This is a genomic window from Paenibacillus thalictri (assembly GCF_004307995.1).
Lineage (GTDB): Bacteria > Bacillota > Bacilli > Paenibacillales > NBRC-103111 > Paenibacillus_AF > Paenibacillus_AF thalictri.
This window is the reverse complement of the sequence record NZ_SIRE01000022.1, coordinates 115,401-132,568: the sequence shown is the minus strand read 5'-3', so window position 1 is coordinate 132,568 and position 17,168 is coordinate 115,401. Positions and strand designations below refer to the sequence as shown.

The 17,168-nt window shown below is 52.3% G+C and carries 13 protein-coding genes; 3 read left to right on the top strand and 10 right to left on the bottom strand.

Annotated features, from left to right (window positions below; genetic code table 11):
- Nucleotides 1-30: 30 nt before the first annotated feature.
- Nucleotides 31-2,028, bottom strand: coding sequence for an excinuclease ABC subunit UvrB (gene uvrB / locus EYB31_RS27875; protein WP_131016756.1), 1,998 nt, complete (start codon nucleotides 2,026-2,028; stop codon nucleotides 31-33).
- A gap of 216 nt (nucleotides 2,029-2,244) precedes the next feature.
- Here uvrB and EYB31_RS27870 point away from each other — a divergent pair, with 216 nt between their 5' ends.
- Both EYB31_RS27870 and EYB31_RS27865 read left to right on the top strand, forming a co-directional pair.
- Complete coding sequence (locus EYB31_RS27870) at nucleotides 2,245-3,030, top strand: flagellar motor protein (protein WP_131016755.1); 786 nt, start codon at nucleotides 2,245-2,247, stop codon at nucleotides 3,028-3,030.
- Nucleotides 2,999-3,769 (top strand): flagellar motor protein MotB, encoded by a 771-nt coding sequence (locus EYB31_RS27865; RefSeq protein ID WP_240762922.1) that lies wholly within the window; start codon nucleotides 2,999-3,001, stop codon nucleotides 3,767-3,769. Before EYB31_RS27870 ends, EYB31_RS27865 begins: the two co-directional genes overlap by 32 nt.
- A 135-nt stretch (nucleotides 3,770-3,904) precedes the next feature.
- Here the strand turns inward: EYB31_RS27865 and EYB31_RS27860 are convergent, their stop codons facing one another.
- The 5 genes from EYB31_RS27860 to ftsE form a co-directional block, all read right to left on the bottom strand.
- Entirely contained in the window at nucleotides 3,905-5,200 is a 1,296-nt protein-coding gene (locus tag EYB31_RS27860; protein ID WP_131016754.1) for a PDZ domain-containing protein, read from the bottom strand.
- A gap of 120 nt (nucleotides 5,201-5,320) precedes the next feature.
- Entirely contained in the window at nucleotides 5,321-6,763 is a 1,443-nt protein-coding gene (locus EYB31_RS27855) for a S41 family peptidase (RefSeq protein WP_131016753.1), read from the bottom strand.
- 168 nt (nucleotides 6,764-6,931) lie between these two features.
- On the bottom strand, nucleotides 6,932-8,122 hold the full coding sequence (locus EYB31_RS27850; RefSeq protein WP_131016752.1) for a murein hydrolase activator EnvC family protein: 1,191 nt from the start codon (nucleotides 8,120-8,122) through the stop codon (nucleotides 6,932-6,934).
- Between the two features lie 135 nt (nucleotides 8,123-8,257).
- On the bottom strand, nucleotides 8,258-9,175 hold the full coding sequence (gene ftsX, locus EYB31_RS27845; RefSeq protein ID WP_131016751.1) for a permease-like cell division protein FtsX: 918 nt from the start codon (nucleotides 9,173-9,175) through the stop codon (nucleotides 8,258-8,260).
- Nucleotides 9,165-9,851 (bottom strand): cell division ATP-binding protein FtsE, encoded by a 687-nt coding sequence (ftsE, locus tag EYB31_RS27840; protein ID WP_131016750.1) that lies wholly within the window; start codon nucleotides 9,849-9,851, stop codon nucleotides 9,165-9,167. The genes ftsX and ftsE overlap by 11 nt, the downstream gene beginning before the upstream one ends.
- Nucleotides 9,852-10,138: 287 nt before the next feature.
- Between ftsE and EYB31_RS27835 the strand changes: the two genes are divergently transcribed.
- Nucleotides 10,139-11,590: a VanW family protein gene (locus tag EYB31_RS27835; protein ID WP_131016749.1), complete on the top strand. Its 1,452-nt coding sequence runs from the start codon at nucleotides 10,139-10,141 to the stop codon at nucleotides 11,588-11,590.
- A 463-nt stretch (nucleotides 11,591-12,053) separates the two neighbouring features.
- Here EYB31_RS27835 and argH read toward each other — a convergent pair whose 3' ends face one another.
- The 4 genes from argH to EYB31_RS27815 all read right to left on the bottom strand — a co-directional run bounded on the left by argH (nucleotide 12,054) and on the right by EYB31_RS27815 (nucleotide 17,151).
- Nucleotides 12,054-13,469 carry an argininosuccinate lyase gene (gene argH / locus EYB31_RS27830; protein WP_131016748.1) on the bottom strand — a complete coding sequence of 472 codons (1,416 nt, stop codon included), beginning with the start codon at nucleotides 13,467-13,469 and terminating at the stop codon, nucleotides 12,054-12,056.
- Nucleotides 13,470-13,618: 149 nt separating this feature from the next.
- The gene (locus EYB31_RS27825) at nucleotides 13,619-14,857 is read right to left on the bottom strand and encodes an argininosuccinate synthase (protein ID WP_131016747.1); all 1,239 of its coding nucleotides are present in this window, start codon (nucleotides 14,855-14,857) and stop codon (nucleotides 13,619-13,621) included.
- Nucleotides 14,858-14,956: 99 nt separating this feature from the next.
- Complete coding sequence (gene argF, locus EYB31_RS27820; RefSeq protein WP_131016746.1) at nucleotides 14,957-15,916, bottom strand: ornithine carbamoyltransferase; 960 nt, start codon at nucleotides 15,914-15,916, stop codon at nucleotides 14,957-14,959.
- Nucleotides 15,917-15,957: 41 nt separating this feature from the next.
- Nucleotides 15,958-17,151, bottom strand: a complete 1,194-nt coding sequence (locus tag EYB31_RS27815) for an acetylornithine transaminase (protein ID WP_131016745.1) — start codon at nucleotides 17,149-17,151, stop codon at nucleotides 15,958-15,960.
- Nucleotides 17,152-17,168 lie beyond the last annotated feature (17 nt).

The window sequence follows — 17,168 nt, the reverse complement described above, 5'->3', positions numbered from 1 at the left end:
TATCCCTCATCATGAGGAAAGATTTCCTGCCTACATCTCTGCTTTCATTTCGAGAAGGGCGTCGCGAAGTTCTGCGGCGCGTTCGAACTGCAAGTTCTTGGCCGCTTCCTTCATTTCCTGCTCCAAACGCTCGATCAGCGTCATGCGGTCTTTTTTGGACATTTTGGTCTGTTTGATATCGGTAAGATAATCGGCCTTCTGTTCGGCCACTTTGGTCGCCTCGATCACATCGCGCACTTTCTTCTGGATCGTCTGCGGCGTTATTCCATGCTGCGTATTATAGGCGGTCTGAATCTCGCGGCGGCGGCTTGTTTCCGTCATCGCTTTGTTCATCGAATCGGTCATCTTATCGCCGTACATGATTACCCGGCCGTTGGCATTTCTCGCCGCGCGGCCAATCGTCTGAATAAGCGAGCGCTCTGCGCGCAGAAAACCTTCTTTATCCGCATCCAGGATCGCCACCAGCGACACTTCCGGCAAATCGAGCCCTTCACGCAGCAGATTGATGCCGACAAGCACATGAAACACGCCTAGCCGAAGCTCCCGCAATATCTGCAGCCGCTCCAGCGTCTTAATATCGGAGTGCAAATAACGAACTTTAATGCCGATTTCCTTAAAATAGTCAGTTAAATCCTCGGCCATTTTTTTGGTCAGCGTTGTGACAAGCACACGTTCGTCTTTTTGCACACGGTCATGAATCTCGCCGATCAAGTCATCGATCTGGCCTTTTGTAGGACGCACTTCTATTACAGGATCGACCAATCCGGTCGGTCTTATAATCTGTTCCACCATTTTCGGGCAATGCTCCAGCTCATAAGGCCCCGGAGTAGCCGATATATACATGGCCTGCTTCATTTTTTGCTCAAATTCCTCGAAGCGCAAGGGTCGGTTGTCCAAAGCCGAGGGCAGACGAAAACCATGCTCGACCAGCACTTCCTTGCGCGCCCGGTCACCGTTGTACATCGCACGGATTTGCGGCAGCGACACGTGGGATTCGTCCACGATGATCAGCATATCCTCGGGAAAAAAGTCAAGCAGCGTATAAGGCGTCGCCCCCCGTTCCCGGAACGTCAGCGGCCCCGAATAGTTCTCGATCCCGGAGCAAAAACCCATCTCCTGCATCATCTCAATATCATAGCGGGTACGCTGCTCCAAGCGCTGCGCTTCGAGCAGTTTGCCCGCCCCGCGCAATTCCTCAAGCCGCTCTTCCAGCTCGCGTTCGATATCAACCAGCGCCCGTTTCATCGTATCTTCGTGGGTTACGAAGTGGGATGCCGGAAAAATCGCAACATGGTCGCGTTCTCCGAGGATTTCTCCAGTCAGCACGTTGATTTCGGTGATCCGCTCAATTTCGTCGCCGAACATCTCGACTCGAATCGCCTGATCCCCCCGGGATGCCGGAAATATTTCCACAACATCGCCGCGGACGCGAAATGTCCCCCGGACAAAGTTCATATCGTTTCTTTGGTATTGAATATCGATCAGCCTATGAAGCAATTCGTTTCTCGACTTCTCCATCCCGGTCCGCAGCGACAACACCAAGCTGCCATATTCCGAGGGGGAACCGAGGCCATAGATGCAGGAAACGCTGGCGACGATAATGACGTCGCGCCGTTCGAACAGAGAACTGGTCGCCGAGTGACGGAGCTTATCGATTTCCTCATTGATGCTGGAATCTTTCTCGATAAATGTATCCGATGACGGAATGTACGCTTCAGGCTGGTAGTAATCATAGTAGCTGACGAAATATTCAACGGCGTTGTTCGGAAAAAATTCCTTAAACTCGCTGCACAGCTGCGCGGCCAATGTTTTGTTATGGGCAATGACCAGCGTAGGCCGGTTCAAACGGGCAATCACCTGGGCGGCTGTAAACGTTTTGCCCGTTCCCGTGGCCCCCAGCAGCGTTTGATGCCTTGTCCCCGATTGGATGCTTTGCACAAGCTTTTCAATGGCTTTTGGCTGGTCTCCCTGCGGGGAGAAATCGGAAATCAGCTCGAACTTGCCATTGGATGGAACGATGTGTTTCATGAAATCACCTTCGAAAAGTGGGATTTTTCTCTAAACTTTTGCGAATCGGTGTCCGATAATTATATAAGTATCTGTCTTCTAGGATTCGACTTGACGGATAAGAATACTTGTTCCCATTAATTATACCTTTTTTCCAAACGTGTTGCAAACAGAGAAAGTTTCCATGCGTTGTGCGGGAAGCCGACTGTCTAATGTTGATCTAGGGGTGGTAACGAGGTGGATTTAACAACAATTATAGGGCTTATTTTGGGTCTCGCCGCGCTGATTGGCGGATATGTGTGGGATGGCGGGCACTTGGGCGCTCTATTCGTGCCCAGCGCCATGCTGATCGTGTTCGGCGGTACGTTCGGCGCCGTTATCGTCAGTTTTCCGGGGTCCCGTTTGAAGGAGCTTGGCAAAGCATTTGGCATGGCTTTTAAAGAAACGAAAAGAGATCCTGCCGCTATTATCGAAGAGATCGTCGATATGGCGACCATTGCCCGGCGTGAAGGGGTACTTGCCCTTGAACAAAGAGCGCAGGAGCATCCGAACGCATTTCTTAAAGACGGTCTCATGATGGTGGTCGACGGTACGGACCCCGAGCTGACCCGTCAAATTCTCGAACTGGAGATGGATTCCCTCGAACACACACACGAGGGTTACGCCAAAATATTCGAAGCTGCAGGCGGTTATGCGCCAACGATGGGTATTATCGGTACCGTAATGGGTCTCATTCACGTGCTTGGCAACTTGTCTGATCCGACCAGTTTGGGCCCGGCTATCGCAGTAGCCTTTACTGCGACACTATACGGGGTTTCTTCAGCAAACGTTATTTACCTGCCGATGGCAAACAAAATCAAAGTTCGCAGTAAAGAACAAATTTCCGAGATGGAACTCATGCTGGAAGGCATTCTCGCGCTGCAAGCCGGCGAAAACCCGCAGCTGATCAAGAAAAAGCTGAATTCGTTTGTGCATCAGCAGCATAAAGAAGGTGCAGGTGACGACGGTGGCGAGACGGAATAAGAAGAAAGCGGCTGAACATGAAAACAATGAACGCTGGCTTATCACATACGCCGACTTGATTACGCTGCTGCTGATCTTCTTCGTCATTATGTATTCCATGAGCAAGATCGACGTAGCGAAATACGAAGTTATCGCTCAAGTGCTGAATTTTACGTTTCAAAAAGCGGATTCTCCAATCCCTGCCGGGCAAGGCGTCGTCGGTGGGGCCAACTTAGCCAAGTTCAAAGAAAACGGCGATAAATCCAGAAGCGATAAAATGCAGGAGGACTTGGCGGAGAAAGAAAAGCGGTTTGCGGATACACTGGAAAAAATACAGGAATACATACAGCAAAACAACTTAGAGACGCAGATTTCGGCGACCAACACGCCAAGAGGTATCGCAGTTACGCTTAATGATCTGTTCTTGTTTGATCTTGGCAGAGCCGACTTAAAGCAAGCGTCATATCCGATTCTGAATAAGCTCGCATCATTGTTCCCGACACTGAACACTACGATCAGCATCGAAGGACATACGGACAATCTGCCGCTGTCCACCGGTTCGGTGTATAAGGACAATTGGGGATTATCAAATGAGCGTTCATTGTCCGTGCTCCGGTATTTTATCTATAACGCCAAACTCGACCCGAAAAAATTCGTATCGACCGGCTATGGGGATACACGCCCCGTTGTAGATAACGATACCCCCGAGAACCGCGCTAAAAACCGGCGTGTCGAAATCGTCCTGCTGCGTGAAGGCTAATGTGCCATGCTAAAGTAAAAACCTTGATCTTCGCCGGAATGACCGGTAAAGACAAGGTTTTTTTGTTATAGTTGTTTGTTTGCCCGCCGAAACCTGGTCACCCTTGCAGAAGCAAGCAGGGAGTTGACGCCATTCTTATGCAGAATGCGACGGTGGTTGTTTTTTGACGAGTCCGGTCAGTTTTTTCCTCATATACGAGAATATGCTCATCTGTCGTTCCTCCGCATAATACAGCGCATCCTGATCGGGCGCAAGCACGATGCCCAGCTGATGATGCTCGCCGGAATACAGAGCCCGCTGCACGAACTTGCTCTGTCCTTCGTGATTAATCACTTCCAGCTTGCAAAACGCCGAGTTTTGCCGCATCGCGAAATGCAGGTCCTGTTTGCCGGATAAAGGGAACCCGTTGACTTTATGGAGCATTTCTCCCGGCTTAAGCCCTAATTGCTCCGCGGCGCTGCCCGGCAGCACGGCTAATATCATCAATCCTTTGCGGGTGTGGGCAAAATACGGGCTGCGCCCCGCTTCATCGGCTTGGCTGAGCCACATCATGCCCTCGTGCAGCGCAATACTCAGTACCGCCGCGATAATCAGCGTCAAGCTCCAGTAATGAACGGCAACGGCCATCAACAGCACCAATGCCGCGTAAAGTACGAGCAGCGTGGAACTCCAGCGCGTTTTTTCCTGCGGCAGCCGGGTGGTTGTCCGTTCCGTAAATCCGAGCATCACCGGGAATCCAACCATCGTCCAGCCCAGATGCCATATATCTCCGCCTAGCAGGGGCTGCCAAGGCAGTTGCAGCTGACTGGCTCCCTCCAGCGGGATGAACAAAAACAAGGCCACCGGCCAAAAAGCTTGCAGCTGGTATCCCCCGACAATTTTTCCCCGTTTGCTTTCATAGAACATCGGACTTGCCATTCTGGCCCCTTGCAATCGGATTAAAATCCCTTCTGCCAGATGCAGTATGGCAACAAGCGCCAGCAGCGGCGGCATATCGATGCCAAGCAGCAGTTGGACGAAACGCGCGCCCCAACCTGATGCATAGAGCTGTACGCCCGGTATCCATACCAGAATCGCTTGAGCGATGCCGATAAGTCCGACCGAATAAGCGAAGCATAAATACCGCACCCGGAAGCAAGCCAGCAGCAGCGACACGACCCATATGAGCATCACCGCTTCAGGCTGTAAAGAAACGCCGATCACGGCCATCAGCAGCGATGCGGCCACGCCCCCGCAAAATCCCCAGAGTACCGCACGCCACGTCTCCGTCAGCAGCGAATGCAGCCGAACGGAAAACAACTTCCGTTCAAAGGAAATTTGCCTGCGGTACTGCAACACGATAAACAATATGCCTATGTAATAAAAAGGATGCAGCAACAACTGCGCGGCGGCGTACAACCACTTTTGCCCGATTTCAACAGCTACGTCCATCCTTTGTCTCCTTTGCGTGAAAAAGAAATAAGAAGGCTCACGACAAATCGTTCGCCTTCTTATGTTCATTCGACGCCGCGGCCGTTGATTCCTTCCCGCGGCAGCTATTTCCGTCACAACTTATTTGATGACGCTCTGTAAATAATCGACAGCCGCCTTGAGCTGCACATCATTTTTCGTATCGCGGATTTGCGACAGCAGCGCCTTCTCGATTTTATTCGCCGTGTCCACGTCCACATCGCCGGTAACCGGAAGTTCATTGGCACGCTGGAACGACTTCACGGCAGCGGCCGTCTTGTCGTTAAAGTAGCCGTCGGTCCGCTCCGGGTTAAGCCCGAGGCCAAGCAGCATTTGCTGCAGGTTCTTCACATCATCGCTGGTCGTATCTTGCTTCAGCGTTGATTTCTTGGTCAGCGGCACCACCTTGAAGTAAGCCGGCTGCTCCACCGGAATATCCGGCGTAATGCCTTTTTTGTGGATCCATGTGCCGGCCGGAGTGAGCCATTTATAGACGGTCATCTTGATGTTGCTGCCGTCGCCCATTTCCTTCTCAAACGTAACCTGCACCGTCCCCTTGCCGAAGGAGGTTTCGCCGATCAGCTTGCTTCCGGCCGAATCGTGCAACGCCCCCGCCAAAATTTCCGAGGCACTGGCGCTTCCCTTGTTAATCAGCACGGTAACGGGATAGTTTCTATCGCCGCCCGCCGAAGGGGTTTGTTCGCGTTCCCCTTTGCGATTCTCGATCTGCACGATGGCTTTGCCTTTCGGCACAAACGGTTCGGCAATCTCGACCACAGAGGACAACAAACCGCCGGGATCGTTTCTGACATCGATAATCAGGCCCTTCATTCCTTGGCCTTCGAGATTTTTCAACTCTTCTTTAAAACGTTTGGACGTGTTGCTGGAGAACTGACGAATTTCGATTTTGCCGATACCGTTCTGAAGCATTTCGCTAAATACCGTTTCCACGTCAATGTCGTCGCGGACAACAATAAACTGAATCGGCTCCGTTGTGCCCGGACGTACGACATCCAGTTTGGCCTGTGTTCCTTTCGGACCGCGGATTTTCATTACCGCCTGGTTTAACGTCAGGCCGTCCAGCTTGTCGCCGTTAATGGAGACGATGACGTCATTGGCGTGAAGCCCGGCTTTTTCCGCAGGCGATCCTTTGATCGGTGAAACGATGGTGACTTTTCCATCTTCCAGCGAAACTTCTGCTCCGATCCCTTGAAACGATGAGGTGATGCTCTCGTCAAACTGCTTGGCTTCCTTCTGATCCATGTATACCGTAAACGGATCTTCCAGCGTAGCCAACATGCCGTTGATGGCGCCATTGACGATTTTATCGTGGTCCACCTCATTCAAGAACTTGCCCTCAATCAGGGAGTATGTCGTAGACAGCTTGCTTAAGTCTTTGGAGGTGAGGCCCGACTTAACCGCCGCCGATACCTGCCCGCCCTTCTCGGCGAAAAAAGACGGCTGCACCAGCGTCAGCGTCAAGATGCTGCTGGCGAACATCGCAAGTAAAATAAATGCCAAAACCGTGCGTCCTTTAAAAATCATTCCTCAAGCTTCACCGCCTTTTTGCATAAGCCTTACGCTCTCGTCCTTCTAGTATATGACAAGCTATACCCATTTATTATCGGTGCTTCCGCAAAAATACGAAAGCAACCGCCTTGTCGCCCCATCTGTCAACTCGGACTAAAGCACGATGATGACTCGTGAATCAGCTTAGCGCAAGTAAGGCTTAGGGTCAACGGGCTCCTCGTTAATCCGCACCTCAAAATGCAGGTGATTCCCGGTCGCGCGGCCGGTTGCGCCAACCTCGGCGATTTTTTGGCCGCGCTTGACACTTTCGCCTTTTTCCACGCCAATGCCGCCGTCGCGGATATGACCGTACAGCGTCCAAACACCCTTGCCATGGTCGATGATCACACAGTTGCCGTAACCGCTCCACCAGCCAGCCAAGATGACGACGCCATTCTCAGCGGCCAAAATATCGGTTCCCTTCGGAACCGCCAAATCGATGCCGGTATGTCCGGCCTGCTTGCCGGTGAACGGGTCTTTACGCACTCCGAAATCGGAGGTCATCGTAGCTTGCTTCACCAAAGGATAGGCGAATTTGCCGCCGTTGTATGTAAAATTGGATGGTTTCTTCTGTGCTTTAATTTGTTCCGCCAGCAATTGCGATTCTTTCTTGGCGAATGAAATCACGAGATTCTGCTGCTCTTCCGTGATATCCTCAAGCTCTTTTTCCTTTTTGGTCAGGCTGGCGATCTTAACTTCTTTTTCCTTCTCCTTCGCAACCAGCTCAGCCTTGGTGTCCTCCGCATCGCTATACAGCTGCTTGACTTCGGCCAGCTGCGTCTCGACGACTTGCTTCTTTTCCGCAATCAGGTCGCGGTCGCGCTGATTGGCTTCGAGCACCTCTTTATCTTGGTTTACAATCGAATTGAGAGCATTGAGGCGATCGAGAAAATCGGAAAAGCTGGTTGAGCTGAGCAGCACATCGGCGTAAGAAACGAACCCGTTCATATACATGAGGCGGAGCCGCGAGCGCAGCATCTGATCCCGTGTGGCGACCCGCTCCTCGGCGTCCTGCAGATTTTGCGCGTTTTCCTGCAGCTCATCGGTTTTGGCAGCGACCTTATTGTTCAAGTCGGTCAACTTCTTCGTCACTTCATCCACTTGATTCATAATCAAGTTAATATCCTTCGAGGTTTGCTGTTTCTCCTGCTGCACCTTGCCAATTTGATTCTGGGCGTCGCTCGCTTTTTGCTGGGCGCTGGCCTTGTCCTTTTTTAATTTGGACAATTCCTGGTTAATCCGTTCGGATTCGGACAATGCGAATCCATATTGCGGCATAATCAAAGTTCCCAGCAGCGCAGCCGCGGTTATTGCAGGCAGAATAGACTTTTTCAAATAAGGACACCTCCTTGAAATCTAGCACTTCCCTCTGCTTATGTATCTCAGGAATTCCTGTTCACTCAAGGGTAAACACAACCTTGTTTGCAAAACTCAAGCACAAACTCTTCGTCCGCCAAGCGCATTCACGCTTTAAACCCGTAAAAACTTTCTCACCGACAGGACACTGCCCCAGACGCCGATCATAATACCGATGCCGAACAGCAGCCCCCCTAGCGAATAACACACCTCTTCAAAAGGCTTCAGCTTAATGAGCAGCAAATTCAGCTCCAGTTGGCTAACGTTCATTAACTCCCAGTACCCGTACAACAAAACGCCGGCGGGAATCAGCGACCCGATAATGCCCAGCAGCATACCCTCGATAAAAAAGGGCCACCGAATAAACTGGTTTGTTGCGCCGACCAGTTTCATGATCGCAATCTCCCGGCGCCGGTTCAAGATCGTCAGCTTGATCGTGTTGGCGATCAGGAACATGGCGGTGAGGGCCAAACCGGCCACCAGCACCAAACCAATGTTGCGGACGACACCGGTCACCTTAAACATCGTCTCCACCGTGCCTTGTCCGTAGCTGACTTTGTAAATCGGCTTCGGGCTTTTGCCGTTATTGAGCGCGCTGATTTGCTGGGCGACATTCGCTACTTCGCGAGGTTCGGCCACTTCAACCGTAAACGAATCGTTAAGCGGGTTGTTGTCCCCGTCGAACCCCTCTAACAGCGCCTTGCCGCTCTCGCCAAGTTTTTCGCGCAGGAATTTGAGACCTTCGTCTTTGGAGACGAAGGTCACCTTGTTCACCTGATTGATGCCTGTAATGCTTTTTTGCAGCGCAACCATCTGATCTTTTGGTGTATTGACTTCCAAATAAACGCGGATTTCCACCTGCTTCTCGATCTGATCGGCCAAATAATTGACGTTCAGCGTCAATAGCAGAAACACGCCAAGTATAAACAGCGATATGGAGATAGAACTGATAGAGGCAAAAGACATCCACCCGTTGCGGACGACATTTTTGGTGCCTTCGCGGACATGTCGGACGGCGGTACTAATCCTCATAACCGTAATCACCTCGAATCTCGTCGCGAACAATGTGTCCGTGCTCGATGGCGAGCACCCGTTTGCGCATTGTGTTCACGATCTCTTTGTTGTGTGTAGCCATGATGATGGTCGTGCCGCGGAAATTGATTTCCTCCATCAGCTTCATAATATCCCAGGAGGTATCGGGGTCGAGATTTCCCGTAGGCTCGTCGGCGATAATTACCGAAGGGTTATTGACGATCGCCCGCGCAATCGCAATCCGCTGCTGCTCCCCGCCGGACAGCTGGGTTGGCAGCGAATTTACCTTATCCTTCAAATTGACAAGCTCAAGCACTTCCAATGTACGTTTCTTAATAATCTTTTTTGGCGCTTCTATCACTTCCATCGCAAACGCGATGTTTTCATAAATGGTTAGCTTGGGCAGCAGCCGGAAATCCTGAAACACCACCCCGATATTGCGGCGCAAATACGGAATTTTCCGCTGCTTCAATTTCTCCAGATTGAATCCGTTCACAAAAATACTGCCCTTCGTCGGGCGTTCTTCCCTATATATCAACTTCATAAATGTCGATTTGCCTGCGCCGGATGGCCCGACCACATAAACGAACTCGCTCGGATTGACCCTTACGCTCAGGCCCCGCAGCGCATGAGTCCCATCGGCATACGTCTTCCAAATGTCGTGCATTTCAATCACGGTATCACATCCTGTATTTAGCTAGCCTATACAAGTTCGACGCCGTTCTCTAAAATCCTTTAAATCCGACCTTTTTTCCAAAATTATTCACAATATCGTAACGGTTGTTGAAACCGGTCTGTTTGCGCCTGCCGCCGATCGGAGAGAGCGGAATATTTCGCTAGTAAGCGACATTCGGCGAAAAATGGAGAAAAACAACCGTTCAAGATTTGCCAAGCCCGGCATATATATAGCTCGTACGAGAAGTTTGCGTTTGTGTGGGGAAAAAGGGTAAAGGGGTATGCCAAATGCCAAAAGTGCGTCAGTACGCGGTCATTGCGATCATCAGTCTGCTCGGCTGCGTCATTACCGCTGCAGCGACAGTTTCCGTTTACGGAAGCAAACAAACGATTCCTGCCGGGGTTACTCTCTCAGGCTGGAGCATCGGCGGCATGACTTTTACCGAGTGGGAGCGGCAGCTTGGCCTCCAAACCGGGCGGGTCAATGAGCGAGTCGTTAACCTGCAGCTTCCTGCAGGTGCACCGGCGCACGCTTCATGGACACTGCAGCAGCTTGGCCTCTCCTCCAATGCCGGGCAGCTTCAACATACCCTCGATGCGTTGCGCATCGGTTCGTTATGGGACAGGGCGAAAGCGCGATGGGCGATGCGGAATCAGGCGCTGACTTTTGAAACGGCACTGGATGCGGCGGCGCTGAAACAAACCGTTCGGCAAATATGGGCCGCTTGGGACGATAAGCAGCCGGTGAATGCGCAAAGAGTCGTCGGCGAAGACGACACGATCGGCTATATTCCGGAGCATAATGTGGAGCGCATCGATTACGATAAGCTCTATGAGCTGGTCAAACAAACGATCCCCCCATTTCATGCCGCCGAACCAACGATGGGGCCGGCAACGGTGCGTGTTCCGCTGACCACGGCTAAACCTGCGGTCACCATGGAATCCCTCAAAGCACAACGGATCGACCGCAAGCTAACCGAGTTCACCACCTACGCTCCGCCGCAAAATAGCGCGGGCCGGATCCATAACGTCCGTTCCACTGCCGCTTCCATTCAAGACGTGGTGCTAAAACCGGGGGAAATTTTCGATTACAGCAAATTTATCGAATTAACCGAGACGAAATACGGATTTCAAGAAGCCCCGGTCATTGTGAACGGCAAACTTGTACCCGGTATCGGCGGGGGAATCTGCCAAGTATCGTCTACGCTTTACAATGCGGTGCTGCTCAGCGGTTTAAAAATTGTCGAGCGGCGCAACCATTCGCTGCCGATCAGCTATGTGCCGCTTGGCCAAGATGCGACGTTTGCCAGCGGTTTTATCAATTTTCGCTTTCAGAATACAACGGGGGCTTACCTGCTGATCCGCTCCGCCACCACGGACAATCAGGTCACCATCAAGTTGTTTGGCAATGCTCCGGCCAATGTCACTTATGAAGTCGAGTCCCGAACGCTCGAAACGCTCAAGCCACCGGTAAAATATGTGCACAACCCGCAGCTGAAAGTCGGGAAAACCGAACTGCTCAGCAATGGCAAGCCGGGGTATGTTGTTGAGACACGCCGGGTGAAAAAGGTCGACGGCCTCGTCACGGCAAGCGAGCTCATCTCCAAGGACACCTATTCCGCTCAGCCGACGCTGATTGCTGTCAACAACGGAAAAGAGGGAGAAGTGACTCCGCCTGGTGAGAACACGACGCCTTATGTCGAGGATGGAGTGAAGGGGCCCGTGTACAGAACCCCCTAACTCCCCCATAGGGGGACCCCATGCGCTGCGCCCTGGACCCGCCGCTAGTGGAGGTTCTATGTGCCTCGTCCACGCGCCTGTCGCACCTTAACCTTCGCTAACGCTCGGTTCTCGGCACTCCGCGCTTTGCTGCGGCGCGATGATGCGGGGTGGTTCTATGTGCCTCGTCCACGCGCCTGTCGCGCCCTTACCATCGCTGATGCTCGGTTTCGGCGCTCCACGCTCTACTGCGGCGCGATGATGCAGGGAGCTTCTATCTGCCTCTTCCCCGCGCCTGTCGCGCCCCAACCATCGCTGACGCTCGGTTCTTGGCGCTCCGCGCTCTACTACGGTACTCTTCGCTATCGCTTGAGTATTGGCGACATGCTTTATTTTCCATTTCCGCTTAAATTCAATAAATAAGCCCCTGCATGGACTTGTCTAGTCCATTCAGGGGCCTCAACCGCTCTATTTAAAAATACAATTATCTGCTCTTCGCGTAATATTGCTCGAACCATGCATTGGTTTGCTCCAGCGTTTTCTCCGCGCGTCCGATTGCGCCTTCGACTTGGCCTGCAGCCGTACCTCCGTATACATTACGCGCATTAACGACGCGCTCAGGTTGAAGCACATCAAAGATGTCGGCCTCAAACAGCTTGGAGAACTGATGGAACTCCTCAAGCGCCAGATCCAGCAAGAACTTATTGTTCTGAATGCAATACAGGACGGTTTTCCCGATCACTTCATGCGCTTGGCGGAACGGAAGACCTTTGTTTACCAGGTAATCGGCGATGTCGGTAGCGTTGGAGAAGTCTTGGTTGACCGCTTGACGCATCCGGTCTTTGTTCACCTTCATCGTTGATACCATCGGAGCGAACAGCTGAAGCGCGCCTTGCAGCGTACGCACCGTATCGAACATACCTTCCTTGTCTTCCTGCATGTCCTTGTTGTATGCCAGCGGCAGCGACTTCAGCACGGTCAGCAGACCAAACAGGTTGCCGTACACCCGGCCTGTTTTGCCGCGGACAAGCTCGGCCACGTCCGGATTTTTCTTCTGCGGCATAATGCTGGAACCGGTACAGAACGCGTCATCCAGCTCCACAAAATGAAACTCCGTACTCGACCACAGCACCATCTCCTCGCAAAACCGCGAAAGGTGCATCATGATCATCGAAGCGTTCGACAGAAACTCGATGATAAAGTCACGGTCGCTCACCGCATCCAGCGAGTTCTCGTAAGGACCGTCAAAACCAAGCTGCTGCGCCACAAAATGGCGGTCGATCGGGAATGTTGTGCCGGCCAATGCCCCTGCCCCGAGCGGCAGCATGTTAATTCGCTTGTAGCTGTCCATCAGCCGTTCCGCATCACGCTGGAACATCGATACGTAAGCCATCAAGTGATGTGCGAACAAAATTGGCTGCGCCCGCTGCAAATGCGTGTAACCCGGCAAAATCGTATCCACGTTTGCTTTGGCTTGTCCGATCAGCGCCTCCTGAAGTTTGCCCAGCAGACCGACAAACTCGACAACCCGCTTGCGCAAGTACAGGTGCATGTCCGTCGCCACCTGATCGTTGCGGCTGCGTCCGGTGTGCAGCTTGCCGCCGACCGGCCCGATCTCGTCGATCAACGCTTTCTCGATGTTCATATGGATGTCTTCGTCGCCGATCGTAAATTCCATCTCGCCGCGGCGAATCATGCCCTGAACCTTAAGCAAGCCGTCCTTGATCTTCTCCACATCGTCCGCAGGCAAAATACCGCATTTCCCCAGCATCGTGACGTGAGCAAGGCTGCCTTGAATATCTTCTTCGGCCAGCTCCTTGTCGAACATAATCGAGGCTGTATATTCTTCCACCAGCTGGTCCGTTTTTTTGGTAAACCGTCCACCCCAAAGCTTTGACACTGCAAACTGCCCCCTTCAATTAAAAACACGTTACTTTTAAATATATCATAACCCCGGACAAAGTGACAGGCTTCCTGGGAGCGCCCGATTCACCGTAGAACCGTGCGCCCCGTTTGGAAGCCTGCCTTTACTTTATCGAACTGCGAACCTTATTTGCCTGCGTTTTGCTCGACGCCGGAAGCCACTTTCAGACGAAGCGCGTTCAAGCGAATAAAGCCTGTTGCATCGTTTTGGTTGTAGGCTTGAGTCGGATCGGCCTCCATCGTAGCGATGTTCGGGTTGTACAAGCTGACCGGGCTTTTTACGCCGGCGCCGATTACATTGCCTTTATACAACTTCAAACGTACCACGCCGGTTACGTTTTTCTGGCTTTCTGTCACCAGTGCCTGCAAGGCAAGACGCTCCGGTGCGAACCAGAAGCCGTTGTATACAAGCGATGCGTATTTGGAGATCAGCGAATCACGCAGGTGCATGACGTCGCGGTCCATCGTCAACGACTCCATTTTGCGGTGAGCGGTAAACAAAATGGTACCGCCCGGAGTTTCATATACGCCACGGCTCTTCATGCCGACAAAACGGTTTTCCACCATGTCGACACGTCCAATGCCATGTTTGCCGCCGATTTCATTCAGCTTCTCCATAACGGTCAGCGGGTCCATGTGGTCGCCGTTGATGCCTACACAGTTGCCTTGTTCAAACTCCAACTCGACGTATTCGGCTTGATCAGGAGCATCCTCGGGAGCTACGCTCAACACAAACATGTCTTTGTTCGAGTCCGCACTTGGATCGAACCAAGGATCTTCGAGAATGCCGCTTTCGAAACTGATGTGCAGCAGGTTGCGGTCAGTAGAGTATGGCTTGGAAGCGGAAGCTTGGATTTTGATGCCTTGCTTCTCGGCGTATGCGATCATTTCGGCACGTCCCGGGAACTGCTCGCGGAACTCGTCGAGTCTCCATGGCGCGATCACTTCCAGCTCGGGAGCGAGCGCTGCAGCTGTCAGCTCGAAGCGTACTTGGTCGTTGCCTTTGCCGGTTGCGCCATGAGCGATAGCAAAAGCGCCTTCGGCGCGGGCAATTTCCACCATACGCTTAGCAATCAGCGGACGGGCAATCGACGTGCCGAGCAAGTATTGTCCTTCATACAATGCTCCGGATTGGAACATCGGGAAAATGAAGTCCTTCGCAAATTCTTCGCGCAGGTCGTCAATGTACACTTTGGAAGCGCCGGTTTTCAGCGCTTTTTCTTCCAAGCCGTCCAATTCGTCCTTTTGGCCGATATCAGCGGTAAATGTAATGATTTCTGCGTCGTATTTTTCCTTCAACCAAGCCAGAATGACCGACGTATCCAAACCGCCGGAGTAGGCCAGTACGATTTTTTGCTTTGCCACGTGTGGTTCTCTCCCTTATTTTCAGCTTCGTTTATTGTTATGTTTCATGCAGCTGCGGTCAGCTTGACCGCAGCGCTGCACCGTTGTTGCATGTCGTAGTTACATCGTTGCCGCCATAATCGCTTTTTGCGCGTGCAGGCGGTTTTCGGCTTCGTCGAAGATCACCGAGTTCGGGCCGTCGATGACACTTTCGCTCACTTCTTCGCCGCGGTGCGCCGGCAGGCAATGCATGAACAAAAAGTCTTTGTTCGCATATTTAACCAGTTGGTCATTGACCTGATAGTTTTTAAAAGCGAGTTCCCGCACCTTCTGCTCTTCCTCAAAGCCCATGCTCGCCCATACGTCGGTGTAGATGACGTCAGCGCCGTCCACCGCTTCTTTCGCATCGCGGAACAACTCCACCGTACCGCCGGTTTGCGCCGCGGTGTCTTTGGAGATTTGCACCATCTGCGCATCGGCATCGTAGCCTTCCGGCGTAGCCGCAGTAAAATGCATGCCCAGCTTGGCTGCGCCAACCATCAGCGAATGCAGCATGTTGTTCCCGTCGCCGATATATGCGACCTTCAGGCCTTCCAGCCGGCCTTTTTTCTCAAGCACCGTCTGGTAATCGGCCAGCGCTTGGCACGGATGTGACAAGTCGGTCAGTCCGTTGATAACCGGAACCGTCGCTCCACGCGCCAAATCAACTACGATCTTATGCGCGAATGTGCGGATCATGATGCCGTCGAGATAACGCGACATGACTTGTGCGGTGTCCATAATCGGCTCGCCCCGGCCGATCTGCAGATCGTTTCTGCTGAGGAAAAGCGCATGCCCGCCAAGCTGGTACATCCCTACTTCAAACGATACGCGTGTCCGTGTAGACGATTTTTCGAAAATCATGCCCAGCGTCTTGCCCTTTAACGGCTGGTAGACCTCCCCGGCCTTTTGTTTCTTCTTCAAATCAATTGCCAAATCGAGCAAATACCGGATTTCTTCCGGCGTGTAATCCACCAAGTCGAGAAAATCCCGGCCTCTCAGCTGCAACGCCAAATCCTGCTGCTCTGCTGTTCCTGCCATGTGCCTCTCCCCTTTCTTTTGCAAACCATTATGGAAATTATTTATACGGTCGCTGCCGCTTTTTTCGCCAATACGCTGCAGATCACTTCAATGCCGCGGTCCATTTCTTCCTTCTCGATCACAAGACTAGGTGCAAGACGGATATTGTTGGGTCCGGCCGAAACGACAAGCACGCGCTGCGCATGAATCTCGGAAATCAGCTCGGATGCATTCTGTGTGCACTCGATGGCAATCAGCATGCCCAGTCCGCGCACTTCCTTAACCAACGGGTTGCCCGCCAATTTGGCCGACAAGCTGCTAACGATATATTGCCCCATTTCCGCTGCGCGCTGCACAACGCCCTCGTCCAGGATCGTCTCGATCGTGGCAATACCTGCCGCCGTCGCAAGCGGCGTGCCGCCGAAGGTGGAACCGTGACTGCCTGCAGTGAACGCTTCAGCCAGCTTTTCTTTGCCCAGCATGGCGCCAATCGGAAATCCGCTGCCAAGCCCTTTGGCCAGTGTAAAAATATCCGGTTCGATCCCATAGTGCTCATAGGCAAACAACTTGCCGGTACGGCCCATGCCGGTTTGAATTTCGTCAACGATGAGCAGCAAACCGTGACGGTTGCACAGCTCCACCAGCTTGTCGACAAACTCTTTTTTCACCGGATTGACGCCGCCTTCGCCTTGCACCATTTCAATCATAATAGCGCAAGTTTTGTCGCCGATCAGCTTTTCCACCGCTTCAGCATCGTTATATGGAGCATATACGAAACCTTCCGGCAGCGGTGCAAAACCCTCTTTTACTTTATCTTGCCCGGTCGCGGTCAGCGTAGCTAACGTGCGGCCATGGAATGACATATGAAAAGTTATGATTTCATAGCGCTCCGGCTGCCCGAGCACCTTCTGATAGTAACGGCGGGCCAGCTTAATCGCAGCTTCGTTGGCTTCCGCACCGGTGCTGCAGAAAAACACACGGTCCGCGCAGCTGTTATCGGTCAATAGTTGACCCAGCTTCTCCTGATTCGGAATGTGAAACAGATTGCTTGTATGCCAAAGCGTGTCGATTTGCTCTTTCAGCTTATCGGCAACCTTTTTCGGTGCATGGCCCAGGTTGGTTACTGCAAGCCCGCACATCATATCCAAATATTCGTTTCCTTGGTCGTCCCACAGCTTGCTTCCCTGTCCTTTGACAAAAGCAAGCGGGTATCTGGCATAAGTCGGAAACAATGATCCGCTGTTGTCTACTCCCATTTTTGATTCACTCCTTT